The organism is Peptoniphilus timonensis JC401 (genome assembly GCF_000312025.1).
GTDB lineage: Bacteria > Bacillota > Clostridia > Tissierellales > Peptoniphilaceae > Peptoniphilus_A > Peptoniphilus_A timonensis.
On the sequence record NZ_HE978593.1, the window covers coordinates 113,307 to 139,323 of the forward strand.

The 26,017-nt window shown below is 30.7% G+C and carries 25 protein-coding genes, 2 pseudogenes and 1 riboswitch; of the genes and pseudogenes, 20 read left to right on the plus strand and 7 right to left on the minus strand.

Translation table 11 applies throughout. The features are described 5' to 3' along the window. Window positions 1-742: S-layer homology domain-containing protein (locus tag HGPT_RS00600; RefSeq protein WP_040542338.1), on the plus strand; the 742-nt coding region annotated here is incomplete at its 5' end. Window positions 743-759: 17 nt separating this feature from the next. Then, on the plus strand, window positions 760-2,235 hold the full coding sequence (gene gltX, locus HGPT_RS00605; protein WP_019137964.1) for a glutamate--tRNA ligase: 1,476 nt from the start codon (window positions 760-762) through the stop codon (window positions 2,233-2,235). 435 nt (window positions 2,236-2,670) lie between these two features. Here gltX and HGPT_RS09415 read toward each other — a convergent pair whose 3' ends face one another. The 5 genes from HGPT_RS09415 to HGPT_RS00630 form a co-directional block, all read right to left on the minus strand. Then, a complete protein-coding gene (locus HGPT_RS09415; protein WP_245544054.1) occupies window positions 2,671-2,874 on the minus strand; it encodes a polysaccharide deacetylase family protein in 204 nt (67 codons plus the stop codon). Next, window positions 2,837-3,505 carry a polysaccharide deacetylase family protein gene (locus HGPT_RS00615; RefSeq protein ID WP_245544055.1) on the minus strand — a complete coding sequence of 223 codons (669 nt, stop codon included), beginning with the start codon at window positions 3,503-3,505 and terminating at the stop codon, window positions 2,837-2,839. The genes HGPT_RS09415 and HGPT_RS00615 overlap by 38 nt, the downstream gene beginning before the upstream one ends. A 237-nt stretch (window positions 3,506-3,742) precedes the next feature. After that, window positions 3,743-5,746, minus strand: a complete 2,004-nt coding sequence (locus HGPT_RS00620; RefSeq protein ID WP_019137967.1) for a YcdB/YcdC domain-containing protein — start codon at window positions 5,744-5,746, stop codon at window positions 3,743-3,745. A 71-nt stretch (window positions 5,747-5,817) separates the two neighbouring features. Next, complete coding sequence (locus tag HGPT_RS00625) at window positions 5,818-6,027, minus strand: DUF1858 domain-containing protein (RefSeq protein ID WP_019137968.1); 210 nt, start codon at window positions 6,025-6,027, stop codon at window positions 5,818-5,820. 32 nt (window positions 6,028-6,059) lie between these two features. Continuing rightward, window positions 6,060-6,968, minus strand: coding sequence for a hypothetical protein (locus tag HGPT_RS00630; RefSeq protein WP_019137969.1), 909 nt, complete (start codon window positions 6,966-6,968; stop codon window positions 6,060-6,062). An 88-nt stretch (window positions 6,969-7,056) separates the two neighbouring features. On the opposite strand from HGPT_RS00630, the gene HGPT_RS00635 reads away from it, so the two are divergent. The 17 genes and pseudogenes from HGPT_RS00635 to HGPT_RS00705 all read left to right on the plus strand — a co-directional run bounded on the left by HGPT_RS00635 (window position 7,057) and on the right by HGPT_RS00705 (window position 21,805). Then, the gene (locus HGPT_RS00635; RefSeq protein WP_019137970.1) at window positions 7,057-8,010 is read left to right on the plus strand and encodes an AEC family transporter; all 954 of its coding nucleotides are present in this window, start codon (window positions 7,057-7,059) and stop codon (window positions 8,008-8,010) included. A 45-nt stretch (window positions 8,011-8,055) separates the two neighbouring features. Next, window positions 8,056-8,148, plus strand: a riboswitch (SAM riboswitch). Between the two features lie 126 nt (window positions 8,149-8,274). Next, entirely contained in the window at window positions 8,275-9,447 is a 1,173-nt protein-coding gene (gene metK, locus HGPT_RS00640; RefSeq protein WP_040542340.1) for a methionine adenosyltransferase, read from the plus strand. A gap of 126 nt (window positions 9,448-9,573) precedes the next feature. Further along, the gene (locus tag HGPT_RS00645; protein ID WP_019137972.1) at window positions 9,574-10,530 is read left to right on the plus strand and encodes a histidine racemase CntK family protein; all 957 of its coding nucleotides are present in this window, start codon (window positions 9,574-9,576) and stop codon (window positions 10,528-10,530) included. A gap of 104 nt (window positions 10,531-10,634) precedes the next feature. Further along, entirely contained in the window at window positions 10,635-11,552 is a 918-nt protein-coding gene (locus HGPT_RS00650; RefSeq protein WP_019137973.1) for an SAM-dependent methyltransferase, read from the plus strand. 140 nt (window positions 11,553-11,692) lie between these two features. Next, window positions 11,693-11,971 (plus strand): HU family DNA-binding protein, encoded by a 279-nt coding sequence (locus HGPT_RS00655; protein ID WP_005957971.1) that lies wholly within the window; start codon window positions 11,693-11,695, stop codon window positions 11,969-11,971. A 97-nt stretch (window positions 11,972-12,068) separates the two neighbouring features. Then, window positions 12,069-12,311, plus strand: a complete 243-nt coding sequence (locus tag HGPT_RS00660; protein ID WP_019137974.1) for an RNA-binding S4 domain-containing protein — start codon at window positions 12,069-12,071, stop codon at window positions 12,309-12,311. Between the two features lie 36 nt (window positions 12,312-12,347). Then, entirely contained in the window at window positions 12,348-12,674 is a 327-nt protein-coding gene (locus tag HGPT_RS00665; RefSeq protein ID WP_019137975.1) for an FtsB family cell division protein, read from the plus strand. Window positions 12,675-12,694: 20 nt separating this feature from the next. Further along, window positions 12,695-13,072 carry a S1 RNA-binding domain-containing protein gene (locus tag HGPT_RS00670; RefSeq protein WP_019137976.1) on the plus strand — a complete coding sequence of 126 codons (378 nt, stop codon included), beginning with the start codon at window positions 12,695-12,697 and terminating at the stop codon, window positions 13,070-13,072. Between the two features lie 48 nt (window positions 13,073-13,120). Next, window positions 13,121-13,795 carry a tRNA lysidine(34) synthetase TilS gene (gene tilS / locus HGPT_RS09420; RefSeq protein ID WP_019137977.1) on the plus strand — a complete coding sequence of 225 codons (675 nt, stop codon included), beginning with the start codon at window positions 13,121-13,123 and terminating at the stop codon, window positions 13,793-13,795. Beyond that, complete coding sequence (tilS, locus tag HGPT_RS09425; protein ID WP_019137978.1) at window positions 13,779-14,456, plus strand: tRNA lysidine(34) synthetase TilS; 678 nt, start codon at window positions 13,779-13,781, stop codon at window positions 14,454-14,456. Before tilS (HGPT_RS09420) ends, tilS (HGPT_RS09425) begins: the two co-directional genes overlap by 17 nt. Next, a complete protein-coding gene (gene hpt, locus HGPT_RS00680) occupies window positions 14,443-14,985 on the plus strand; it encodes a hypoxanthine phosphoribosyltransferase (protein ID WP_019137979.1) in 543 nt (180 codons plus the stop codon). The genes tilS (HGPT_RS09425) and hpt overlap by 14 nt, the downstream gene beginning before the upstream one ends. 5 nt (window positions 14,986-14,990) lie before the next feature. After that, window positions 14,991-16,941, plus strand: a pseudogene (ftsH, locus tag HGPT_RS00685) (ATP-dependent zinc metalloprotease FtsH). Window positions 16,942-17,062: 121 nt separating this feature from the next. Further along, window positions 17,063-17,404 (plus strand): response regulator transcription factor, encoded by a 342-nt coding sequence (locus HGPT_RS09430; protein WP_245544056.1) that lies wholly within the window; start codon window positions 17,063-17,065, stop codon window positions 17,402-17,404. Window positions 17,405-17,411: 7 nt separating this feature from the next. Next, window positions 17,412-17,717 carry a winged helix-turn-helix domain-containing protein gene (locus HGPT_RS09435; protein ID WP_245544057.1) on the plus strand — a complete coding sequence of 102 codons (306 nt, stop codon included), beginning with the start codon at window positions 17,412-17,414 and terminating at the stop codon, window positions 17,715-17,717. Next, a complete protein-coding gene (locus HGPT_RS00695; protein WP_019137980.1) occupies window positions 17,705-18,577 on the plus strand; it encodes a sensor histidine kinase in 873 nt (290 codons plus the stop codon). Before HGPT_RS09435 ends, HGPT_RS00695 begins: the two co-directional genes overlap by 13 nt. 88 nt (window positions 18,578-18,665) lie before the next feature. Then, window positions 18,666-19,344: pseudogene (locus HGPT_RS00700) on the plus strand (ABC transporter ATP-binding protein). Continuing rightward, a complete protein-coding gene (locus HGPT_RS00705) occupies window positions 19,307-21,805 on the plus strand; it encodes an FtsX-like permease family protein (RefSeq protein ID WP_040542191.1) in 2,499 nt (832 codons plus the stop codon). Before HGPT_RS00700 ends, HGPT_RS00705 begins: the two are co-directional and overlap by 38 nt. Before the next feature lie 190 nt (window positions 21,806-21,995). On the opposite strand, the gene HGPT_RS00710 is transcribed toward HGPT_RS00705, so the two are convergent. Together HGPT_RS00710 and HGPT_RS00715 are read right to left on the minus strand one after the other, a co-directional pair. Continuing rightward, the gene (locus HGPT_RS00710) at window positions 21,996-24,377 is read right to left on the minus strand and encodes a transglycosylase domain-containing protein (protein WP_019137984.1); all 2,382 of its coding nucleotides are present in this window, start codon (window positions 24,375-24,377) and stop codon (window positions 21,996-21,998) included. Window positions 24,378-24,498: 121 nt separating this feature from the next. Next, on the minus strand, window positions 24,499-25,035 hold the full coding sequence (locus tag HGPT_RS00715) for a biotin transporter BioY (protein WP_019137985.1): 537 nt from the start codon (window positions 25,033-25,035) through the stop codon (window positions 24,499-24,501). A 196-nt stretch (window positions 25,036-25,231) separates the two neighbouring features. Between HGPT_RS00715 and HGPT_RS00720 the strand changes: the two genes are divergently transcribed. Next, the gene (locus HGPT_RS00720) at window positions 25,232-26,014 is read left to right on the plus strand and encodes a type III pantothenate kinase (RefSeq protein WP_019137986.1); all 783 of its coding nucleotides are present in this window, start codon (window positions 25,232-25,234) and stop codon (window positions 26,012-26,014) included. Window positions 26,015-26,017 lie beyond the last annotated feature (3 nt).

Consider the following 26,017-nt stretch of genomic DNA (forward strand, 5'->3'; position numbering starts at 1 on the left):
AGATTATGTAGATTTTGCAAAGAATCTTTCTACTGCCAAAGCAGGTCTTCAAAATGAAAGAAGAATTCGTGCTGCCATTGCATCAGCAGAATATGTCGTTGTTAAAAGTGAAGTTTCAACTGATGAAATAAATGATTCTCTTGAAGAATTGCAAAAGTCTATTGAAGTCATAAGACTTCCATATATGGCAGGCATATCAAAGGATAAATTCGCTCCAAATCAAAAAATAACAAGGGCAGAAGCTGCTTCTGTTTTAAAAAGAATAATCGACGACAAGGCCATTGCCAATGACAAGTCCTCTTTTAGAGATTTAAAAGAAGGTCAATGGTTTTACGACAATATTGTATTTATTGAAAAAGAAGGATTAATTTCTGGTTATAAAGATGGAACTTTTAAACCAAACAATCCAATGACTAGGGCACAATTTGCCAGCATGATGGCAAATTATCTAAAGCTCAATGAAGGCAACAATCCAATAGATTTTAAGGATGTAAAAGAAAATTATTGGGCAAAAGATGCAATAAATACTCTTTCTAGCCATGGAATTATGGTTGGAAAATCTAAAAATGAATTTAAACCAAATGAAAATATAACAAGGGCAGAAGCTGCCACAATATTTAATAAAGTGTTAGATAGAAAGATAAATAAATCTTTCTTAGATAAATATTCAAAGAACCCATTTAAAGATTTAAAGAGAAATCACTGGGCTTATTATCAAGTTATAGAAATTACTGCTAAGTAAATAGAAAGGAAGAAGAAATGTCAGATATTAAAGTAAGATTTGCACCATCACCAACAGGATACCTACACATTGGAGGTTTGAGAACAGCTCTATACAATTACTTGTTTGCAAAGAAAAATGATGGCAAATTTGTTTTGAGAATTGAAGATACAGATAGAACTAGATATGTTGAAGGTGCCATAGAAAACTTAATTGAATCCCTTGAATGGGCAGGAATAACTCATGACGAAGGTGTCGTTGTAAAAGATGGAAAGCTAACTGAAGTAGGCGAATGTGGACCATATATCCAATCAGAAAGACTAGACATATACAAAAAATATGTAGACCAATTAATCGGAGATGGTCACGCTTATTACTGCTTCTGTTCCAAGGAAAGATTAGATAATCTTCGTGAAGAACAAAGAATTAAGGGGAAAGTTCCTAAATACGACGGACTTTGCCGTGGAATTCCTCTTGAAGAAGCAAAGAAGAGAGTTGCAGCAGGAGAAGATTATGTTGTAAGACTAAAGCTTCCTAAGAACAAGGACATCACTTTTAACGACGCAGTTCGTGGCAAAGTTACAATAAATACAGATGAAATTGACGATCAAGTATTAATGAAATCAGATGGATTCCCAACTTATCACATGGCTGTAATTGTCGATGACCACTTAATGGGCATAACTCACATTGTAAGGGGAGAAGAATGGCTTCCATCAACTCCAAAACACGTTTATCTTTACGAATGTCTTGGTTGGGAAGCTCCAGAATTTGTTCACCTTCCAACAGTTTTAAATAAGGACAGGAAAAAACTTTCAAAAAGACAAGGAGATGTCTCAGTAGAAGACTTTAGAAAAAGAGGATATCTACCTGAAGGAATTGTAAATTATCTTGCTCTTGTGGGTTGGTCACCAGAAGATGGAGAAGAAATTATGAATTTAGATGAATTAGTGGAAAAATTCTCCTTTGATAGAGTTGGAAAATCTGGTGGAATATTTGACACAGATAAATTAAACTGGGTTAACTCTCACTACATGAAATCTTATGACTTAGAAAAACTTTCAGAACTTTCAATACCATTTGTGACTGAATCAGGACTATTGAGTGAAGAAGAAATTAAGGATAACTTTGAATGGTACAAGATTTTAATTGACACAGTAAGAGAAGCTTGCGACAAGTTAGAAGACATTCCTAAGCACATTGACTTCTTATTTGGCGATATTGAAATCACAGAAGATGCCGCAAAAGAAGAATTAGGGCAAGAACATGTAAAGGGGCTACTTGAATCCTTTATTAAAATTGTAGAATCTCATGATGAAATAGATATGGAAACTGCCAAGGGACTAATGAAAGAAGTTCAAAAAGATTCTGGAGTAAAAGGAAAAAAACTTTACATGCCAGTGAGGGCAGCAATCTCAGGAAATGTTCACGGACCAGAAATGCAAAACATTCTTTATCTTTTAGGAAAAGATAAATTAATTGAAAGAGCAGAAAAAATTAAAAATTCACTTTAATTTAAATGGTATAAAATTAAATAAATAATGTATAAAAATAAGAGGGGAGATAAGTAAATCTTCCCTCTTTAAATTTGCCATAAAAACAAAACTAAAACTATTCTTTAAAAGAACTACACAATTTAGAAACTTCAACAATAATAAGTATTCCAATAATTATGGAAATTATTTGTGTGGTTAAAATTATAATATGGAATAAGCTAAAAATAGAAAATCTAAAATTGTAAAATATACTTAATTCTTTTGCACTAATACCAAGATAATTTATTAATATATACCAATCAGGAAAAATTGAAAACTTTTTATAGATTAATCCAAAACTATTTACAAATAACAAGTAATAGAAAAATAAAAATCCGATTTTAATTATTTTGTTTTTTTTAATCATTTGAAATCACACCTCTTATTTTTATTGATTTCTTGAGAAAATTTGAATTATTTTAAAATTCCAAACTCATAGCCTCTGTCCCTAAAGTATTTTATAACTTCTGAAAGGGAGTCAGCTGTTAATTGTTTGTTTCTTGCGTCGTGGGCTAGGACAACGGCAATCTTTGTGTTTTTATTTTTGTTAAGACTGTGATCAAGATATGCAATTTGTCCTTCAGTAGTAGTTGGTCTTACAGATTTTTTTCTCAGCATCTCCAACAAGACAGTTCCAGTCAATCCAATTAATATCTCTTGATTCTAGGAAGGAATTGGAAGCTTCTGTGTTGTTCCAAGACATTTCTCCACCAGGATATCTAAAAACTTTAGAGTGAAAATCTTCGCCTAAAATGTTTTGAAGTCTTTCGTTGGTCTTTTCTATTTCTCCATAAACTCTTTCTGCGTTTACATATCTACCTGGGTAAATATATTCGTAATCGTGGGAGAAAGAGTGAGTTGCAATTGAATTTCCATTTGCAAGAATTTCTCTAACACGACCCGCAGTCTTATCTCCAATAGATTTGCCAACTAAAAAGAAAGTGGCACGAGCATTTTCTTTTTTTAGGGTATCCAAAATTTGTGGAGTAATGAGATTATTTGGTCCATCATCAAAAGTTAAGAATACAATTTTTTTCTCGCCCTTGTAGTTGTTGTGGCGAGTGTATTCTCTTATTTTTTTTGCATCATAGGCGTATTTGTCAACTTTTTTCAAGTGGTTTGAACCTTTTACAATGAATTCATCTTCCATTTTAGTGATTTTGTCTAGGGCAACATTGGAAATGTATTCTTTGTCGTAGAAAATAGTTTTTGGTCTATCTTTATAAATTTCATTTGTGTAGTACCACATAAGAGCAGGGGAAACCTCGTCTTTTGGTTTCTTTATTGCAGAAAAGATCTTAGAAAATATAAAAATTATTATTATTGCAAAAATTGTAATAGATATTATTTGTCTTTTTCTCTTTTTCCTTCTGGCTCTTTGTCTTCTTATTTTTTTCTTCTTTCATAGTCTGATTGGGTCATAAAAAACCTCCCACTGACAATATACATCAGTGGGAGGTAAGATGCAATTACAAAAGAATTACAATTACTTTATTGAGTTGTATATAATGTATAAAACGTCTTCAAGACTTGGTTCTTTATCAGGATTTACTTCATCATCTATATAAGAAAAGCCCTTTGCAATGATGTAATATTTTTCATAATCTTTTAAATCTTTTTGGTTTTTAAATAAATCTTCTTTAAAAATATTTTTTGCTTGTGTAAATTTTTCAAGATCATTATTAATAACTAAGGATTTTATGACATCTTTTTCTGTAATATTTTTATTTTTTAAATTTGCATAATCAATGCCAAATCTTGATTTATAATAAGGATCTTTTCCATAATCCTCTGCAATTAGAGAATAGAAATCTTTGTAAGTTACTTTGTCGGATAAATTTTTTCCAATTAATCCAATTCCCATTTCCTTTAGAGAATTTAAAGCTTCCTTATTTTTTGCTTGATCAAAGTCTTTGTAATTAATTTGTTCTTTGAAATTAACTATTTCACCAAAGGAGTCTCTCAAAATTTTATCTTTTCCAATTATAGGTTCAATATTTTTAATTGTTCCATATAAAAGCCTTGGACCATTTTCAGAAATTTCATATTTCAAGCCAAAGTTTTTAGAATTTAGATAAATTTTATTTGCTTCTTCCTTTGTCATTTTAAGATCTTCAGCTTTTGAAAAATCCTCTTCAGAAAATTGTCTGTCATAAGATGTCACGACTTTTTCATCATTTACAAAAATTCTAAGACCTTCATCTATTACAGGAATATTATTTACATATCTAGGGAAGAAAATATTTGTACCTAGTTCTGATTTTTCAACTTCGATTTTTTCAAAATTCAATTCACTTTTGTCGCCATATTTTTCAAGAAAGTTCTTTGCTATTTTTATAGCTTCATCTTCACTTAGCTTATTCTTATAATCTTTTTTATCAGACCAAATGTCTAGATTTATTAAGTTTAAATCTTTTGCATTTAAAACAATTTGACCAGAATTTTTTGACTTTTCAAGAGCCATCCTATAGTAATAATTATCGTCATCAGAGTAAAGTGAAATATTTTCTATTTTATAATCTTTTCCGACAATTTCATAAGCCTTCTTCTTGGCATCTTTTTTTGATGCAAGATCTTTAAGTCCATCAATTTTTTTAATTTCTGTTTCAGTTAGACTTGCAGTATCCATTGCCTTTGCTTCTTCAGCTTTTGCATAAGGCATAAAGTTTAAATCTGTCTTTTCTTTAACAATTTCGCCAGTTTTTGCGTCAATATCAGCTACTTTTGTGTGATAAACTTTTTTGACACTTTCATCTCTTTCGTTGACTTTATAAGAGAGAATTAGGGGAGATTTTCCCAAAAATATTTTTTCTGCTTCTTCCAAACTTAATTTATTATCCTTTTTAAAATCAGTATCCTTTAAAAAAGAATAGGCATAGGGATTTGCAGCTAGAGAATTTATATCTCGGACTTCACCAGATCGCGAATCAATACTTACAATTATAAGAGTATCGGCAAGAGGAATTTCATTTATAACTCTTTGATAACTTATATTTATGTCCTTACTTCCTTTTAAAACAGAATAATCAGATAAGACATATTTTTTGTCAAAATCTTCTATCACTTGTTTTAATAGTTTTTCAGCGGTTTTTTGTGCTTCATCTTTGGATATAGTTTTTTTATCTCTTTCTTCTTCATTTGTCCATTTTGAATATGAAAGAAATTCTCCGTCACTGTTAAAAGAAATATCAATTCCACCAAGCTCATCATCATGCCAACTATACATTTCAACATATTTTCCTTTGACAAGCTTATTTAAATATTTAATTCCAGTGTCGCTACTAATTGGTTCTTTTGAAATGGTAAAAGATTTATAATCTCCTGTGATATTAAATATTTTTTTAATTTTTTCAACTTTTTCCTTTTCCTTTGCAGTAACTTCCACAGAAGTAGCATCATCATTCATAATATTATTACTTTTTTCACTTGCAAAAGCAGGAGATAAAAGCAATAAAGCCGAAGTGGCAATAATTAAATTTTTATATTTCATAATAAGCTCCTTTAAATTAAATTTATGTAAAAAAAGAAGAGGCATTGCTACCCCTTCAAAATTAGCTTAAATTAAGCTTCTGCTTCTTCCTTGCTATCTTTATTTAGTGCAGCTACAAGCATATTTGGATCTATACCATGAACCATTGCAGCTTCTTCTAGAGATTCCATTTGAGAAGAAGGACACATTATACATCCCATTCCAAAACTCATAAGAGTGCCAATTGATTCAGGTTTTTTTGAAAGAACTTCTCCTATTAACATATCTTTTGTAATTTCCATTTTTAACACCTCCGTAATTTATATACCCAAAATTATTTATATTTAAAAGATGAGTATTTAATAAAATTATCTTTATTATTTGTTCCTAAACTAATTTCAAATTCTTCTGTAGAATCAAAGCCCTTTGAAGTCAAAGTTTTTGCAACTTCAAATTTTCCTTCATAAGGAAAGACTTCAGTTTTTTCAGCTTGTTTTATTTGTATATAGGGTTTGTAAGTGAATTTTCCATTATATTTAGTAGATTTTGGCAATACTTCAACAATATTTTCTGATTTGACATAAGTTGATTCTGCAATAAGTTGTCCTTCATTTGTTGTTGCAAGTACGTCGTTTTTAATATTATCAAGAAATTGTGAAATGTCAAGAATAGGATTCTTTAAAATGTAGAGTTCCTTGTTTTCATAATCTGCTGCGTAGTCCACAATTTTTACGTCTACTTGATTTTTTACAAGAGAAAGACCTGGTATTGATTTGGAAGACAATAAAACTGAATTATTTTCTTCATCAAAATTAACATCAAAACCAATTGTTCTTCCTAGTTCTCTAAGTTGAAAATAATTGTAACCATCAATTGTGTAAACTTTAAAAGAATGTCTAACACCATTTACAAAAACATTGTGAGATGATTTTTTCACTTCACTCTTACTATCTTTTAGTGGCACTAAATCTTCATCAGTCTTTTTATAATCAGACTTACTTGTTATCATTACAGCAGATCTGTCATTGTCATAAGAAACATTAAATTCTGCATCTTTTCCATCTAAAAGTGCTGCAATATCTCTTAACTTAAAATAGTTGTTGTCATTAATGTTATATCCCTTAACTCCAGTGTCATTTCCATCTAAAACTACACTTTGGCTAGAAACTTTTGCATTTGCAAAAACATTTACACTTGTAAATAAAACAAGTGATGAAAGTGCAATACCTATTATTTTTTTCATAATATGACCTCCTATGACTATATTGTATTTAAAAATATAGCCCTCGACAAGCCCAAATATTTAACCTATAATTTAATATGGTGATTTTATGGAAAACTTACTTATGGGTTTTAATATTGTATCTCCCGTTTTTATAGTTTTGCTCCTTGGTTATTTTGCAAAACAAAAAGGATACATAGATAGCAACTTTGTTGATAAGGGCACTTGGATAGTCTTTTACATGGCATTGCCCTTTAAATTATTTTATGACATAAAAAATGCAAGGATAGAGTCTCTGCATCCAAAGTACGTTCTCTACATTGTATTAGGAGTTATTTTTATAATAATAATTGCACTATTAATTGCAAAAGCCTTGAGGATTGAGGACAAGAAAAAGTTATCGGCCTTTGTCCACTGTGCTTATAGGTCAAATTTTGTATGTGTTGGATTTCCAATCTTAGATATAATTTACAATGGTACATCTTCAATGGAGCATATGATAGTAATAATTGCCTTTGGTCTTACACTTTATAATATTTCTGCAATTGTACTTCTCACTTATTATAGTGAGGCAGAAGATAAAAGTATTTCTGTAAAAGACATATTTATAAAAATAATAAAAAATCCAATGATTGTGGGTGTAGTTTTTGGAGCGATTTTTAACTTCCTTAATATTCCAGTATACCAAGGAGTGGACGAGGCTATAGAAATGGTAGCAAAAATTTTAAATCCTATGTCACTTATTTTAATTGGAGCAAGCCTTAACTTTGAGAGTTCTAAGAGCGACTTCAAGCTTATGTTTATATCAGCTTTTATAAAAACTGTTTTAGCACCACTTATATTGATACCAATTGGCGTAAAGCTTGGTTTTACAAATATGGAATTGGGAATAGCTTATGTATTTTGGGCAACACCTTGTGCCGCAAGTTGTTTTATATTTACAAAGCAAATGAAGTCTGATTATGAATTTGCCTCAAAAGTAATAACCCTAAGTTTTATTATGAGTGTAATTACTTATCCAGTGGGCATATCTCTTATGAATTATTTTAACTTATTGCACTAATATTATTTAAGTGTTATAATCAAAATTACAAATAAAAATTATAATACCTTATTGAGAGTGGTGGAGTGAATGGGCACTGTGAAACCCGGCAACCTAGTTGGTGCTAAATCCCACAGATTTTTATCTGGAAGATGAGGTTTAATGGTCCTCACTTTTTGCGTGAGGATTTTTTTATGGATTGAAAATTTAATAAACTTTATAAATAAAAAAATAATAAATTCATACATTAAATCTAGGTATTTAAAATGGAGGAAGGAAAGAAAAATGAAAAAATGGCAATTTAGTTCAGAGTCCGTTACAGAAGGACATCCTGACAAAGTTTGCGACCAAATATCTGATGCAATCTTAGATAAGATTTTGGCAGAAGATAAAAATGCAAGAGTGGCTTGCGAAACTATGGCATCCACTGGAATGATAGTTATAACTGGAGAAATATCAACAGAAACTTATGTTGATTTTGAAAAAACAGCAAGAGAAGTATTAGAGGATATTGGATACAACAGAGCAAAATTTGGTTTTGACGGAAGAACTTGTGCAGTTTTATCTGCAATAAAAGAACAATCTTCTGATATAGCTATGGGCGTTGACAGATTTAAGGAAGAAGGAGTAGATGAACTTGACTCCTTTGGAGCAGGAGACCAAGGAATTATGTTTGGTTTTGCCTGCAATGAAACAGAAGAATTAATGCCACTTCCTATTTCACTTGCTCACAAACTTTCAAGACGACTTACTCAAGTGAGAAAAGATGGAACTCTTGATTATTTAAGACCAGATGGAAAAACTCAAGTTACAGTAGAATATGAAGAAGATAAACCTGTAAGACTTAAAAATGTTGTAGTTTCATCACAACATGCTCCAGATGTTTCCATGGAAAAAATCAGAGAAGACATCATTAGAGAAGTTGTTGAAAAAGTTGTGCCAGAAGATTTAATTGATGCCGATACAGAATTTTTCATAAATCCAACTGGAAGATTTGTAATTGGTGGACCAATGGCAGATGCAGGACTTACTGGTAGAAAAATTATAGTTGACACTTACGGCGGATTTGGAAGACATGGAGGAGGAGCTTTTTCAGGAAAAGATCCAACTAAGGTTGATAGATCTGGAGCATATTATGCAAGATACATTGCAAAAAATCTTGTTGCAGCAGGGCTTGCTGACAAGGTAGAAATTGGACTTGCCTATGCAATTGGTATTGCTAGACCAACTTCAGTTTACGTAGAAACTTTTGGCACTGGAAAACTATCTGATGAAGAAATCGAAAAAATTATTATGGAAAACTTCGACATGAGACCAGCTGCTATTATTAGGGATCTTGATTTATTAAGACCAATTTATAGACAAACTGCTTCTTACGGTCACTTTGGTAGAAATGACTTGGACCTTCCTTGGGAAAAAACAGATAGGGCAGAAGAACTTAAAAAATATTTAAAATAAAAATTAATAGATTTTCTTGTGTTAAAAAATAAATTTAGGGTAACAAATAAATAGTGCTAAAAAATACTAACTTAGTATGGTATACTTATATGGTAGATTTATTTTAGAGTCGAGAAGAGGATGATTATGAAGAAAAGTTTTAATTATTTTAGAGCAAACCCTTGTGGAAATATAACAGGTTTTGTAGTAGCGCCAGTTTATCCAGGATATAGAAAAGCCTACACAGACTGTATAATGGAACAAATAGATAAAGACGTTGAGCAAGTTGGATTTATTTCTCCTGCATATGAAGGTGCACCACTAAGAATGGACATGATGGGTGGAGAATTTTGTGCCAACGCAACAAGAGCTTATGGACTTTATTCTGCAGGATTTTATGACACAGATGGACTTGTTGATATAGAAGTTTATGTAAGTGGTCACGAAGGAACTACAGATGTAATTGCAGATGTGAAAAATCAAAAAGCTTACGTTGCTCTAGATGCTCCACTTGATAAAAAAAGTGTAGAAATTGACGGCAAAGATTACACTCTTATTAAATTACATGGAATTAGCCACTTAATTGTTGAAGCGAAAGAAGACAAAGAATTCGTAGATAAGGCACTTGAAATTCTTAAAAAAGACTATAAGGATGAAGCTTACGGTGTAATTTTCTTTGATAAAGAAAAATTAGAAATGATTCCTTATGTTTATGTAGAAGGTTCAGAAACTTTATTTAGAGAAGGATCTTGTGGATCAGGAACTGTTGCAGTTGTCGATTATCTTGAAGACGACATTGAAAAGTTAGATGAAGATTACAAGATTTCTATAAAAAACCCAGCAGGAGAACTTGAAGTTTTTGTTTATGAATTTGAAGACGGCAAAAAATTCTGTGTTGGTGGAAAAGTTGAACTTTCTGAAGTTGAAAAGAAATCCATAGAAATTCCTAAGGAAGTTGCCTTAGAAGTCATTGCTGAACACGACAAAATCGTTGAAGAAAGAAAAAAAGAAATGGCTAAAGAAGAAGCTGAAAAGCCAGTTGATGAAAGTGAATTAACTGACGAAGAGCTTAAAATAATGAGAGAAAAATTTGGATTTGATTAATTAAATGATTATTAAAATTGAGGGGGCAACCCCTCTTTTTTGTTTTTAAAATAAAATAAAAAAATTTTAGAATTTATGTGTATAATGTTAGAAGGTGATCGAAAATGATAAATGTTGTTGGACTTGGTTCCACTTCTTCTAGAGATTTAACTCTGGAAGCAGTAAAAATTATGAAAAATGGAAATAAAAATTTTTTAAGAACTGATAGGCATGAGTCCCTTTCATTTTTTAAAGAAAATAATATATCCTATGAATCTTTCGACTATTTATACGATAAAATGGAAAGCTTTGACGAAGTTTACAAGAAGATTGTAGAAATATTATTAGAAAAGTCAAAAAGTGAAGATATAAATTATTTTGTGCCAGGAACTCCCTTAGTTGCTGAAAAAACTGTAAAACTCTTGCTTGAAAGTAAGAGTGAAATAAATATAGTTAATGGAATTTCTTTTATAGAACCAGTTCTTGCAGCTGTTGGACGAGATGCAGTAGATGGTCTATTATTTTTAGATTCAGATGCAAATATTTTTGATTTTGACACAAGACGTGACACTTTAATTACTCAAGTTTATAACAAGAGAATAGCATCAGATTTATCTTTATCCCTTCAAGAAGTTTATAAAGAAGAGGATTTGGCATATGTCATAACCAATGCTGGTCTTGATGATGAAAAAGTAAGAAAAGTTGAAATTTATAAATTGCCAAGATTTGATGACTACAACCATCAATCTTGTATTTACATTCCAAGAACAGATGGAAAAAATATGCCACTTATTTTTGATAAACTTTCAAATATTTTGGATGAAAAAGATATTTATCTAGATGAGGAAAATTTTGTAAAGATAAAAGATTTAATTATAGAAAAATCACAAGACTTATCTATGGACTATGAAAGCGAAAATGATCTTTTGATTTTATCTTTTATCTTGCTATTCTTAAAAGATAGAGATGGTTTAGTTGATTTTCGTCAAATCTATGAGGAAATATACAAAAAATTGGATAAAATAGCGATTTTTTTAAAATAAATGTAGAAAATAAAGCTGACATAGGTTATAATTGTAACAGTCTTAGGTTATAGCTAAGTTTTCCTAGTGAAATCACAAGGGCAAATTAGTTTTTAAACCAAGAAAAAAGAATAAAGAAAATTCTTCAAGGAGGATATAAAATGAACAAATCAGAATTAGTAGCAAGTATTGCTGAAAAATCAGGTCTTACTAAAAAAGACGCTGAACAAGCTTTAAACGGATTTATTTCTTCAGTTCAAGAAGCTCTTGCAGATGGAGAAAAAGTTCAATTAGTTGGATTCGGAACTTTCGAAGTTAGACAAAGAAAAGCTAGAGAAGGAAGAAACCCTAGAAATCCAGAAGAAGTTATTAAGATTCCTGCATCTAAAGCACCAGTTTTCAGATCAGGTAAAGCTCTTAAAGAAGCTGTTAATAAGTAAGAAAAGAGAAGGCAAGGCCTTCTTTTTTTATGCTCAAATTTCTTCAAAGTATTGAAATTTTCTTATTTATTTGATATATTCTTTAGTGGAGAGAATTATGAGATTAGATAAATTTTTAAAAAATTCAAGACTTATAAAAAGAAGAACTGTTGCCAAAGAAGCCTGTGAAAAAGGACTTGTCAAAATTAATGACAAGATTGCAAAACCATCAGACTCTGTAAATGTTGATGATATTTTGACTTTGAAACTTGGAGAAAGAGAAGTCAGTGTCAAGGTTAAGGACATATCTGATGTAAATAGCAAAAAGGATGCAGAGACTCTTTATGAGCGAATAAATTAGTTTTAGATAGATTTTGAATTTAATGGGAGAGTTTTTATGAAAGTAAAACAAAGAAGATTTCCTTTGGCACTTGCCCTAATTATTATAGGAACTGTTCTTTTTGGATCAGTTAAAATAGGCAAGTCCATATCACTTAGAAATCAAAAACTTGAGATTATTTCTGCTAATAATAGAGAAATTTCTAATTTAAAACTTGAGATTGATAATTTAAATTCAGAACTTGAAAATTCTTCATCTACTGATTTTATTGAAAAGGTAGCAAGAGAAGAGTTAGGCATGGTGAAACCTAGAGAGGTTATCTATGTTGATAAGAATAAAGATAAGACTGTAAATACTGATATAAATACTGATAAGGGTATTTAAATAAAATTTAGGAGGAAGTTATGGATTTATCGCCAGGCGATATAGTTGAAGGTGTAGTTACTAAGGTTGCAAAATTTGGTGCCTTTGTTGACTTAGAAGATGGCAAAAGTGGTCTAGTACATATTTCTGAAATTGCAGATACTTTTGTAAAAGACATTAATAACCACGTTAAAGAAGGTGACGAGGTTAAGGTCAAGGTTCTTAGCATAGATGAAAAAGGTAAAATTGCTCTATCTATGAAGGATGCAGTTGAGAAAAAAGAAGAGCCTCAAGATGAAAAAGTTGATGAGAGATTTGAAGATTTATTGAGCAAGTTCCTAAAGGAAAGCAATACAAAGCTTGATGAAGCTAGAGCAAGATATAATCAAAAGACAAAGAAGAAAAATTCTAGAAATTAGTAAGTGGTGACTATCTTTTGATAGTTCTACCACTTTTTTTATTTAGTTATGGATAAGTTATTTTACGAAAATTTAAAAAAATTAAATATAATAAAAAAGTCTGATAAACTCACTCTTGCTGTATCTGGTGGGGCTGATTCAATGTATCTCTTTTATAATTTTATGGACCTAAGAGAGGATTGGAATCTTGATATTGTAGTTTGTCATCTAAATCATGGCATAAGAGAAACGGCAAAAAGAGATGAGGACTTTGTCAAAAAAGTTTGCAGCGATTATAAAGTTAAGTGTTTTACTAAAACTGTTAATATGAATGATTATGCAAGAGAAAACAAATTATCATCTGAAGAAGCTGGAAGAATTTTGAGATATGAATTTTTTAGGGAAAATTCTAAAGATAGAAAAATTTTAACTGCCCACAATGCCAATGATAGAGTTGAAACTGTTCTTTTTAATATAATTAGAGGGACAGGCTTGAGAGGACTTTCTGGAATTTCTGGGGTAAATGAAGATATTTATAGACCTCTTATAAATATAAAGAGAAGTGAAATTGAAGCTTATCTTCATGAAAATAATTTAAAATATTTCGACGATGAAACAAACTTTGAAGAAATTTATACTAGAAATAAAATCAGACTTGGTCTAATTCCTTATTTAGAAAAATTTAATCCAGATATAATAAATTCTATTTTAAGATTGTCTGAAAAATGTGGAAGAAGCAGATAATTTTATTGGGAAAATTATAAAAGAAAATTACTATAAATGTCAGGAAGATAATTTTTTAATAGTTAGTGAAATTAAAAGTCTCGACAAATTCTTAGCCTGTGAGTTGATAAAAAAATACCTTGAAGAAAATTTTTACAAGGAAAATATTTTATCAAGGACAAATATTTTGGGGATCTATGATTTGTGTCTTGGAGAAAGTGGAAGAGAAATTCATTTAGGAAAGAATATCACTGCCAGGAGGTCCTATGACAAGATTTTTCTTGAAAAAGCTAAAGACAAAAAAGTTATGAAAAATAAGGATCTAAATCTGGGAGAAAATATAACAGATTTTGGAGAAATTATTCTAAGAAAAGATGACTTAGAAAGTCCACATGACTCCTTTATAAAAGTCATAGACTGTGATAAAATTAAAGGTAATCTTTACGTAAGAAAAAGACTTCCAGGAGACAGGTTTAAGGCTCTTGGAATGAAAAATAATAAAAAATTAAAGGACTATTTTATAGATAGAAAAGTGGACAGACTTTTAAGAGATGAGATAGGTCTTATATGTGATGATGAGAAAATTATCTATGTAATGGGTATGGATATTTCAGAAGATGTAAAGATAGATAAAAATACTTTAAATAAACTCGTTTTGGAGGTTAAGAATGTCAGAAATTAAAGAAGTTCTTTATTCTGAAGAGGAATTAAAAAGTAAGGTTAAAGAACTTGGTGAAAGAATAACTCATGATTATAAGGACAAAAACTTATTTTTACTTGGAATCTTAAAGGGTTGTGTTCCCTTTATGGCAGATATAATGAGAAGTATTGACTTAGACCTTGAATATGACTTTATGGATGTTTCAAGCTACCAAGGCACAAGATCCATGGGAGAAGTTAGAATTCTAAAGGACATATCTACTTCTATAGTGGGAAAAGATATTTTAATTGTCGAAGATATTATTGACACTGGAATAACTCTTTCTTATTTAACTAAAGTTTTGAAATCAAGAGGAGCAAATTCTATAGAAATTGTTACTATGCTTTCTAAACCAAGCAGAAGAAAGGTTGAGCTTCCAGTAAAATACAACGGATATGAAATTGATGACCATTTTGTAATTGGTTATGGAATGGACTATGACGAAAGATTTAGAGGTCTTCCTTACATTGGAATTCTAGATGAATCAGTCTATTCTAATAGTGAGGAGTGATATTATTGAATAAAAAATTTGGAGGAGCGGGATTTTATATAGTACTGATTTTAGTGCTAATTTTATCAATTAGATTTTTTGGTCCGCCTGCAAATGTTGTGGAAGAAAAATCTTTCACTGAGTTTGTATCAGAACTTGAAAAAGATAATGTAAAAAGTGTAAGTTTGCAAAATGGAGTTGACTCCGTTGCAAGTGTTAAATTAAAAAATGATGATTCTTTTAGAACAGTAATTCCACAAGAAGCTTCTGATAGTTTTTATAAAGATTACTTAAAAGAAAAGTCTGATGCTGGAAAGATAAATGTAGTTTCAAGTCCAACAAAACAAACTTCGTTTTTAGTTGAATGGATACCAACACTACTTATGTTTGGATTTTTGATTTTCTTCTGGTATAAGATGATGCAACAAGCTGGTGGAGGAGGAAAAATGAACTCCTTTGGCAAGAGCAAGGCAAAATTAATAAACAAAGAAGATGGCAAAAATCTTGTTAAATTTAATGATGTTGCAGGTCTTGAAGAAGAAAAAGAAGAATTGGGAGAAATTGTAGATTTCTTAAAAAATCCTAAAAAGTTTATTAACATGGGAGCAAGAATACCAAAGGGTGTTCTTTTAGTAGGCCCTCCAGGAACTGGTAAGACTTACCTTTCAAAGGCAGTTGCTGGAGAAGCTGGAGTACCTTTCTTTATAATGAGTGGGTCTGATTTTGTTGAAATGTTTGTTGGTGTCGGCGCATCAAGAGTAAGAGATTTATTTGAATCAGCTAAGAAGAACGCACCTTGTATAATTTTCATTGACGAAATTGACGCAGTGGGAAGAAAAAGAGGAGCTGGACTTGGTGGTGGCCACGATGAAAGAGAACAAACGCTTAACCAACTTCTTGTAGAAATGGATGGTTTTGGAACTAACGAAGGCGTAATAGTAATGGCTGCAACAAATAGAGCAGACATACTTGACCCAGCTATATTAAGACCAGGCAGATTTGACAGAACTGTTTATGTTGGAAAGCCAGATGTTCGTGCTAGAAAGGCAATTCTAGAAATTCATTCAAGAGGCAAAAAACTTGCTGATGATGTAAATCTTGAAGTAATTGCAAAAAGAACTCCAGGTTTTACTCCGGCAGATCTTGAAAATCTAATGAATGAATCAGCCTTACTTGCAGCAAGACGTGGCGAAAGTGCAATAACAATGGAAGATGTTGATGAGGCATCTATAAAAGTTCAAGCAGGTCCTGCAAAAAAATCTCGTGTAGTTTCAGAAAAAGAAAGAAAACTTACAGCAGTACACGAATCAGGTCACGCAATTGTATCAAGACTTCTCCCAGAAGAAGATCCAGTTCACATGATTACAATTATCCCAAGAGGAATGGCTGGAGGATTTACAGCTTATCTTCCTGATGATGAAATTTCCTTTATGACAAAGAAAAAAGATGGAAGCATCAATAATTTCACTTCTTGGAGGAAGAGTTGCTGAGTCCCTAGTGTTAGATGACATTTCAACTGGTGCATCAAATGACATAGAAAGGGCAACGAAAATTGCAAGAGCTATGGTGACTCACTATGGTATGAGTGAAAAATTGGGAACAATAAATTATGACTCATCTGAAAATGAAGTTTTCATTGGTCGTGACTTAGGTCGTTCAAGAGATTATTCTGAAAGAACTGCAGCTGAAATTGATGACGAAGTTACAAGAATAATAAGCGAAGCCTATGCTAAATGTAAAAAGCTTTTGAGTGAAAACTTAGACAAGTTGCTTGCTCTATCAGATGCTCTTTTAGAAAAAGAAACAATCTATTCTAAGGACTTCGAAAAAATCTTTAATGGTGAGAAACTTGATGAAGAATCAATAGATACAAATGACTCAATAAATGAAGAAGATCTTTCAGAAGAAGCAAAAGAACTTATCCATGCTAAGGATAAAGAAGAAAAAAATGACACAAAAGAATCTTTGGATAATTAAGAATATATGAATAAAAGCTCCTTTAGGGGCTTTTTCTTTTGACTATAAAATATATAATAGATAATATAAAAGCTAAAGATAATTTTTATAATTATGATTTTTATTGATGGTGGAAAAAGGTATGAAAAAAATACTGATAATTGAAGATGACAAAAATTTAAATAAAGGACTTTCTATAGCCTTAAATAAAGATTATGAGGTTTTCTCTGTAAACACAATTAGTGAAGCTAAAAATTTTATTGATGATGCGGATTTGATTTTACTTGATATGAACTTACCAGATGGAGATGGGCTTGAAATAATAAAATATACTAGAGAAACTTCATCAATTCCTATTATAGTTTTATCGGCCATAGATCTAGAAGCATATATCATTTCAGCTATAAATTTAGGGGCAGACGACTATCTAACAAAACCTTTTTTCTTTGGGAATATTAGAGGCAAAGATAAAAAGAGCTTTTGAAAAAATAGTGTCTAGTGATTTAAATCTTTATAAGAAAGATGGTCTAGACTTTAATTTCAATGAAAATACTTTCTATGTAGATAATAAAAATATAGATCTCACAAGAACAGAGACAAAAATTTTATACTACATGATAAAAAACAAGTCTCAAGTTATTACTAAGGAATTACTATTTGATTTTGTTTGGGGAATAGATGATGAATTTATTGATCAAAATACATTGAGCGTCAACATTTCTAGAATAAGAAATAAATTAAAGCCCTATGACCCAATAGAAACAGTCTTTGGAGTTGGATATAAATGGAATTTTTAGTAGGCATTCTAGTAATTGTAATCGGAATTCTTTTATATAAATATATTGTCTTGAGAGGTGAAATGCGTGAACTCTCAGATTATATTGACAAGGCTTTAGATGGAAATTTAGAAATTACAGAATTTGATGAAAAGGAATTATCTAAAATAAAATCAAAGCTCATTAAGTTTTTGTATGCCAGCCAAGTAAAAGAAGCGAAAATAAATACAGAAAAAAGTAAAACAAAAGATTTAATAGCAGATATATCACACCAAACCAAGACACCCATTACAAACCTTTCTTTATACATTAGTCTTTTAGAAGATGATCCGAAAGATGAGTATCTTGAAATTATAAAGTATGAACTTAATAAACTAGAATTTTTAATTCAAAACCTGGTAAAATCCTCTAGGCTTGAATCCGATATTATTTCCTTACAAAAACATCAAGCAAATTTAAAAGACATAGTAGAGGATGTTTTGAGAGAATTTAAAGTAATATTAGATGAAAAATGTATAAGCATAAATTTAAAAAATGAAGATTTAATTTTCAATTTGGACGAAAGATGGCTTAAAGAAGCTATCCACAATCTAGTAGATAATGCTATAAAATACTCGCCAAATGGTTCTACAATTAATATTTCAGTTTATAAATCTTACCTAAACTATAATTTAGACATAGAAAATGAGTGCAAAGACTTATCAGAAGAAACTTTGCCGAAAATATTTGAAAGATTTTATAGAGGAAAAAATTCAGTTTCAAAGGACGGTTTGGGTTTAGGTCTTTTTATAGCCAGAGAAATTATAGAAAAACATGGTGGAAATATAAGAGCGTCTTTGGATAATAACAGAATAAAATTTTCAGTAGACTTCCCCTTGTGAGAAGTCTTTTTTCTTACAAAACTGTAAGAAGTCTTGTAAGTACTTTGTAAGATATGAATGTTATATTAAATGTAAAGAGGTGATAGAAATGTTAAAAGTGGAAAACTTAAAAAGATATTATAAAACAAATGACGTTGAAGTAAGAGCTCTTGACGGAGTATCTTTCGATGTAGAAAAAGGAGAATTTATTTCTATAATCGGAGCATCAGGATCTGGTAAATCAACCTTATTACATTTATTAGGGGGACTTGATTATCCTACAAGTGGAAAAGTTTTGATTGATAGTACAGACATTTATGCATTAAAAGATGATGAGAGAACAATTTTTAGAAGAAGAAATATCGGTTTTGTCTTTCAAGCATATAATCTTTTGCCCATGCTAAATGTGTATGAGAATATAATTATTCCCTTTGGTCTTGATGGGGACAAAGTAGATAAGAAATATGTTGATTATGTAATAGATATACTTGAAATAAGTGATACAAAAAAATAAAATGCCAAATGAATTATCAGGTGGACAGCAACAAAGGGTTGCTATAGCAAGAGCCTTGGTTACCAAACCATCTTTAATTCTAGCTGACGAACCTACAGGAAATTTAGATTCAAAATCTTCTTCCCAAGTTGTTTACTTACTAAAAAAGATTAATAAAGAGCTTGGAAATACTATTCTTATGATTACTCACGATGATGCCGTCGCTCAAGCTGCAGAAAAAACTTTAAGGATAGAAGATGGAAGGCTGGTGGAAAATAATGAAAGTCAAAAATAAAGCTTATATAAGGCGTCTAGCAAAAAATATTTTAAATGCGAATAAAAGCAGGAGAAATATTCTCTTATTAGCAATTGCTTTGACTTCTATACTATTTACAAGTCTGTTTTCCGTAGCCTTAGGTTTAGGGAAAAGCATGGAAACCCAAACTATGAAAACTATTGGAACAATCAGCCATGGCTCTTTTAAAGAACTTTCTGACAAAGACATAAGTATTTTATCCAAGGATAAAGACATAAAGGAATTTTCAATAAGAGAGAAAGTTGGTATTCTTGATGATGAAAAAATAAGTGCAGAACTATCCTATATAGATAACAATGGATTTGAATGGTCGCTAATAGAAAAAGTTAAAGGGAAATTTCCTGAAAAAGAAAACCAAGTATTTATAGATATAGCTACTGCTAAAAAATTAGGTTATGAGGGTGAAATTGGAGAAGAGATAGAAGTTTCTTTTAAAATAGAAAAAGCTTACACAGGAGAGATTATTGAAAAGAAAAGTGAGAAATTTATTATATCTGGAACTTTTCAAAATCCAATTGACTCCAATGTTGGTGTAGGACAAATCTATTTATCAAAAGCTTATGTAGATAAATTATCCCTTCCAGAAAATAATAAAGATTTGGAAGTAATGCTAAAGAATTCCTTTATGATAAGGGATAAACTTTTAAAAATTGCAGAGAGAAATTCTTATAAAGTGGTAGATAATCCTGGGAATTTATCCGAAAAGGAAATAAGGATTGGCCTTAACTTTGCATATCTTTTATCTGGTGATTCTAGTTTTGATTTTAAAACATTTCTACCCTTCTTAGCTTTTTTGATTTTGGTAATGGTTGCGGGATATTTGATAATAAATAATATTTTCAAGATATCCGTAAATGAAGACATTAAACTACTGGGACTTTTAAAAACAATTGGAATGACAAAGCCGCAAATCAAAAGGCTTATTCATTTTGAGTCTTTAGCAGTAGCACTTCCGTCAATAGTAGTTGGAGATTTAGTAGGAATTTCTATTGGAAAAATTATTTTAAATAAAATATTTGCAAATAATGAGATGTTAACGGATGTAAAATTATCACTAACGGTAATGGTCTTAATTATCTTATTTTCGACAGCCTTTACTTTGCTTACAGTATTTCTATCGGTTATGAGACCTGCAAGATATGCAGCAAAAGTTTCTCCAATAGATGCCAGCAGATACAATGAAACCACGATAAAAAAGAAATATAAAAGCGAGGATGTTTCTCTAGGTAAGCTTGCTAGAAGACAAGTCTTTTCCAATAAATTTAGATTTATTTCAATTATTCTATCTATGAGTCTATCCGCTGTTATTTTAAACAGTGTTTTAACTTATACTGGTAATATTGATCTAGAAAAGGGAATTTCTGATGTCATTACAACAGACTATAATATAGCAAACCCAAAATACTTTAGGTATATGTATTTAGGTAGTGAAGAAGGAATTGATAAAAATTTTATTGATGAGATAGAAAACTATAAGGGCTTTAAAAGTGGGGGAGCTTTATACTACTATGGTTATGAATACGATTATCCAGATATAAAAATAGAAGATAATAAAGTTGCTCCAATATTATTAGGAATAGATGATTATTTAATAAACAAACAAAAATTTATAGATGGAGAATTTGATAAAGACAAATGGCAAACAGGAAATTATATAATCATAGGAGAATATGGAAATAAAAAATCTGCATTTAAATCTGGCGATAAAATAAAGATTAATGTCAAAAATAAAGTCAAAGAAGTCCAAGTTATGGGAAAGATTGAGTATAATTTTTCAAATGGTCTTAGATATTTTCCTGTAATTAAGGAAGATATAAATGACGAATCTAGTCCTACTTTAGGTTTGGAATACATTTATATGAAGCCGAATGAGTATAAAGAGCTCACAGGAGATAAGAGTATAATGTCCTATGGATTTGATGTGGAAGATAGCGAAAATGAAAATTTTGATAAGTTATTAAAAACTTTTGAAAATGAGCCAGACTTTTCCTATGATTCAAGAGACCTTCAGATCAAATCTACAATGGAATCCAAAAACCTAATAGAATTTGCTGGTTACAGTCTATCTATAGTATTATTCTTAATATCTGTGCTTAACTTTATTAACGTTATTGCTACTGAAATATTAAGAAACATGGTGAACTTATCAATCCTTGAAGCAATTGGAATGACAAAGAAAAACATCAGAAAATATTTGGTGAAAAAGAATTTAATTTATTCTTTATGTGGCTTGGTATTTTCTTTCATCATTATGCTTCTTGTAGATAAATTTATCTTGATGGATTTTATGGAAGAGACTAATTGGACTTCATATAAATTTGTAATTATACCACTTATCATTGTAAATTTTGTAAATATAATTATTGGGATAATATTTACTGGTAGATTCTATGAAAAGCATAGCAAAAATAGTCTTGTAGATAGAATAAGAAGTTTATAGTAAATATTATATTTTTAAATTATTAAAAGATTTTACTTTAACTTAATTTATGATAGTTTTAAAAATTTATAGAATAATAAAAGACCCTCCTTATTTATTTCTAATAAAGAGGGTCTTATTCATTAGCTTATTTTAATCTTCGTCATTAATTAATGATTTGGAACGAGATTTTTTCTTGCTGTTACCATTGTCATTGTTGTTGTTTGAAGATTTTTTTCTTCTTTTTGTTGTCGTTGTTATTGTTATTATCATTTTTCTTTGCTCTCTTCTTTGCTTGAGAAGCTCTGTACCAACCAATTTTATTTGTGTAGTGTGGACTAGTTCCATCGGCGAAGATTTCACGTCTTCCATTTACATATTTTGTGTAAATGCCTTCAGGTTCTTCGAATTCTTTTCTATCAAGATCTTGGTGAACTGACTTCATAATTTGTTTCCACAAATAAGCTGATTGAGTTGATCCAAAGGCAAGCTTTTGGTTTTTATCGTTACCAATCCAAACTGAACAAGTGTAGTAAGGAGTGTAACCAATAAACCAAACGTCCTTCCTGCCATTATGCTCGTCAGTTGATGTACCAGTCTTACCAGCAATTTCTTGACCAGGGAAGGAAGCATTTCTACCAGTACCGCGTCTAACAACATCTTTTAACATATCAGTTAAGATGTAAGCATTTTGTGGACTAGTTATTTCTTTCTCATTAACCTTGTATTCATAAATTGTTTCACCAGTGTTGGATTCAATTTTTGAAACTACATAAGGATTTGCATATTTACCTTCGTTGGCAAGAGTTGTGAAGGCACCAGCCATTTCAAAGGGACTGATTCCGTAACTCATGCCACCAAGAGTAAGTGGTGAATAATCCATGTCGTTCCATGTTGGGTTTTCATCTTTTTCTACTATAGTAGTGATTCCAATAGATTTTAAGGTTTCAATCATTTTATTAATTGATTCTTCGTCGTTATAGACTTTAGAATAAGTTGAATTTTTATTTGCCTTTGCGTCTTTATCGGCAGATATATCTCTGGCAACTTGGTAGGCACCAACATTTGATGATTGACGAAGAAGATTTCTTATAGTTGTCCAACCTTGATAATAGTTACCTGCATTTCTAGGTGAGTGACCAAAAAGTCTTTCTGGCATCTTTTGGTCTAGGTAGACATCGCCAGCAGTTGCTCCATTGTTTAAGGCTGTAAGATAAACGGAAATTGGTTTTATTGATGATCCAGGTTGTCTTGGCACAAGAGCTCTATTTAAAAGTCTTCCACCACTTACATTTCTACCACCAACAAGAGCCTTAACTTCGTGAGTTTTTTGGTCAATAATTACTGATGCAACTTGTGGTTGTATAATTCCATTTTTGTCAGTAAAGCCACCATAATAATATTTTGGATTTGACACAACTTCTTCTAGAGTTCTTTGCATATTTATATCCATTGGAGTATAAATTTTTAATCCTCCGTTGAAGAGTTTATTTGTGGCTTCTTCTTTTGAATAACCAGAATCCATTAAGATTTTAAGTGTACTTTTTTGAACTACGTCTGTGTAAAAAGATGAAATTCCACTTTCTTTACGAGATCCTATGCTAATTTGGATTTTTTCGTTAAGGGCCTTGTCATAATCATCTTGACTTATTAAGTTTTGGTTAAGCATTCTCTTTAAAACAAGTCTTTGTCTTTCTTGAGAAGTTTCATTAAAGACTGCTTTAACAGGTACAATTAAATCATTTTTTATTTGAATAAGTTCAAAGTTATCTATTTGACCTAATTCATTTAAATTTTGAGCAATTTCTATAATCCTATCGGAGTTGGGCTCTGCATTTTCATTTTTAGGAAGTAAAACAATTTCTATATTACCTAAATCATCGGAATCTTCTATAGCTTGAGTGTTGTAAGGTGTGTACTTTTCTGGAAGGTTTGTAACTCCAGCTATTAAGGCGCATTCAGCTAAATCAAGTTCGGATACGTCCTTGTTGAAAAAAGTTTTTGCTGCTGCTTGTACTCCCACAGTTCCCTTAGAGAAGCCAGCAGAGTTTAAGTAAGCTTCCAATATTTGTTCCTTGGAAAGTTTTTCTTCAATTTGATATGAATAATACACGTCAGTTATTTTTCTAACAACACTTTTTGAAAAGGACGTGTACAAGTTCTTGGCAAGCTGCATAGTAATAGTTGAAGCACCTTGCTCAAAGGACTTCGTCTTGATGTCGTGGACTATTGCTCCAGCAACTCTTTTATAGTCAACTCCACTGTGTTCGAAAAATCTTTCGTCTTCTATTGCCACAATGGCATTTACTAAATTCTTTGGTATGTCCTCGTAGGGAACGAACTCACTAAATTGATCAGATATAAGTGATTCAACTAGCTTTCCGTCACTTGAATAAATCCTAGAAGTTTCAGATAATTGAGATCTATATTCTGATGGATCTATTACAGGGGCTTTTTTAAAAATACCAAGTACAATAGAAGTGACAAGCGTTCCTAAAATAATAATTGCTGCCAAAACTATAAGTAAAAGTATTTTTATTATGCTTGAAAGTTTTATCATTCCACGAGGTTTATTGTCTTTATTATCTTTCATAATAACCTCCTATCTTGTTATTATATCAGAATCTTAAGCATATAACTATAAATTTAAATGAAAAAATCTCACCTATTAAGCGAGATCCTTTATAAATTATTCTATTTATTATGAACTAAAATTATTTTATTGCCTTTTGAATTCTTGGGGCAATAATAGCAGCTACAGCAGCCTTTGCCATATCAGGTATAATAAAAGGAATCATTCCCAAGGACAATATTTTTGATACGTCCATAGAATTTCCCATTACTACATTTAAAATGTAATACATATAAGGAAGTCCAATTGCATAAAATATTACTTCTGCAATAACTAAAACTATCATAATTTTTCCAAATTTCTTTTCGCCGTGAGCAAATTTAGATATAAAAATAGCACCTATAATAAAGGCTATTAAAAATCCAAAGCTTGGCTTTAGTACAGATTGAAATCCTCCAGTGAAACCTGCAAAAATTGGAATACCAATCAAGCCAAGTAGTACATAGATAAAAACTGCAAGACCAGCATAAAAAGGTGTAAGTAAAAGTCCTGCCATAAATACAAAAAAGTTTTGGAGTGTAAAGGGAACTGGTCCAATGGGTATTGATATAAAAGCTCCCACAGCTATAAGTGCAACTAAAAGTGCGATTTTTGTTATGTCTTTTGTTTTAAATTTCATTTCTAACCTCCATGGACATATTACACAATGTTTACCTGTATGTCAATAAGGTTAACCAAATAAAATTTATTATTTGTTTTTGTTACTATAAAATTTTTTAAGCAATAAATTTAAGGATTTAAAATAGAAAGATTTAGTTGAAAGTGATGATTATAAAATATATAATAAAAACAATTTGTTAAATAGGGGTGTAAAAATGTTATTAGTAATAGATGTAGGAAATACTTCCATAACTTGGGGCGTTTACAAGGGAGGAGAACTTGTCAATGATTTTAGGACTTCTACTGTAAAAACTAGGACATCTGATGAATATGGACTTATTTTTATAGAAACTCTTCTTCATGCAAATATTGATCCACAAGATATTGAAGATGTAATTATTTCTTCAGTTGTGCCAAACCTAATGCACACTCTTCCTTCTATGATTATAAAGTATTTTAATAAGAGTCCTATGGTTGTAAATACAGACCTAGATCTAGGTTTAAATATAAAATATGATAATCCAAAAGAAGTTGGGGCAGATAGAATTGTAAACGCAGTTGGTGCTCTTGAACTTTATGGAGAACAATCAATTATAGTTGATATTGGAACTGCTATGACTTTTTGTGTTGTTGACAAGGACAAAAATTATCTTGGTGGACTTATTATGCCAGGGATAGGGATTTCTGCAGAGGCTCTTTTCATGATGACTTCAAAACTTCCGAAAATAGAAATAATTGCACCAGATAAAGTAATCCAAGCAAATACTGTTGGAGCAATGCAAGCAGGTCTATATTATGGATACACTGAAATGATAGATGGTATTGTTACAAAACTTCTAAAAGAATTAAATTGGAAGGAAGAAGATACTAATATTATTTCAACTGGTGGTTTTTCCACAATGCTTACTAAAGATTCAAAATATAATTTTATAATCAATAAGTTTTTAACACTTGAAGGACTTAAAATTATTTTTGAAAAAAATAACCAAATAGATTGAGAG

Coding starts and splice junctions, on each gene's coding strand:
- HGPT_RS00615 (WP_245544055.1), bottom strand. CDS start 3,505: ATGTGGTACTACACAAATGAAATTTATAAAGATAGACCAAAAACTATT.
- HGPT_RS00695 (WP_019137980.1), top strand. CDS start 17,705: ATGGAATTTTTAGTAGGCATTCTAGTAATTGTAATCGGAATTCTTTTA.
- HGPT_RS00665 (WP_019137975.1), top strand. CDS start 12,348: ATGAAAGTAAAACAAAGAAGATTTCCTTTGGCACTTGCCCTAATTATT.
- HGPT_RS00655 (WP_005957971.1), top strand. CDS start 11,693: ATGAACAAATCAGAATTAGTAGCAAGTATTGCTGAAAAATCAGGTCTT.
- HGPT_RS00715 (WP_019137985.1), bottom strand. CDS start 25,035: ATGAAATTTAAAACAAAAGACATAACAAAAATCGCACTTTTAGTTGCA.
- gltX (WP_019137964.1), top strand. CDS start 760: ATGTCAGATATTAAAGTAAGATTTGCACCATCACCAACAGGATACCTA.
- HGPT_RS09415 (WP_245544054.1), bottom strand. CDS start 2,874: ATGCTGAGAAAAAAATCTGTAAGACCAACTACTACTGAAGGACAAATT.
- hpt (WP_019137979.1), top strand. CDS start 14,443: ATGTCAGAAATTAAAGAAGTTCTTTATTCTGAAGAGGAATTAAAAAGT.
- HGPT_RS00620 (WP_019137967.1), bottom strand. CDS start 5,746: ATGAAATATAAAAATTTAATTATTGCCACTTCGGCTTTATTGCTTTTA.
- HGPT_RS00720 (WP_019137986.1), top strand. CDS start 25,232: ATGTTATTAGTAATAGATGTAGGAAATACTTCCATAACTTGGGGCGTT.
- tilS (WP_019137977.1), top strand. CDS start 13,121: ATGGATAAGTTATTTTACGAAAATTTAAAAAAATTAAATATAATAAAA.
- HGPT_RS00630 (WP_019137969.1), bottom strand. CDS start 6,968: ATGAAAAAAATAATAGGTATTGCACTTTCATCACTTGTTTTATTTACA.
- metK (WP_040542340.1), top strand. CDS start 8,275: ATGAAAAAATGGCAATTTAGTTCAGAGTCCGTTACAGAAGGACATCCT.
- HGPT_RS00710 (WP_019137984.1), bottom strand. CDS start 24,377: ATGAAAGATAATAAAGACAATAAACCTCGTGGAATGATAAAACTTTCA.
- HGPT_RS09430 (WP_245544056.1), top strand. CDS start 17,063: ATGAAAAAAATACTGATAATTGAAGATGACAAAAATTTAAATAAAGGA.
- HGPT_RS00705 (WP_040542191.1), top strand. CDS start 19,307: ATGGAAGGCTGGTGGAAAATAATGAAAGTCAAAAATAAAGCTTATATA.
- HGPT_RS00625 (WP_019137968.1), bottom strand. CDS start 6,027: ATGGAAATTACAAAAGATATGTTAATAGGAGAAGTTCTTTCAAAAAAA.
- HGPT_RS00645 (WP_019137972.1), top strand. CDS start 9,574: ATGAAGAAAAGTTTTAATTATTTTAGAGCAAACCCTTGTGGAAATATA.
- HGPT_RS00635 (WP_019137970.1), top strand. CDS start 7,057: ATGGAAAACTTACTTATGGGTTTTAATATTGTATCTCCCGTTTTTATA.
- HGPT_RS00650 (WP_019137973.1), top strand. CDS start 10,635: ATGATAAATGTTGTTGGACTTGGTTCCACTTCTTCTAGAGATTTAACT.
- HGPT_RS00660 (WP_019137974.1), top strand. CDS start 12,069: ATGAGATTAGATAAATTTTTAAAAAATTCAAGACTTATAAAAAGAAGA.
- HGPT_RS00670 (WP_019137976.1), top strand. CDS start 12,695: ATGGATTTATCGCCAGGCGATATAGTTGAAGGTGTAGTTACTAAGGTT.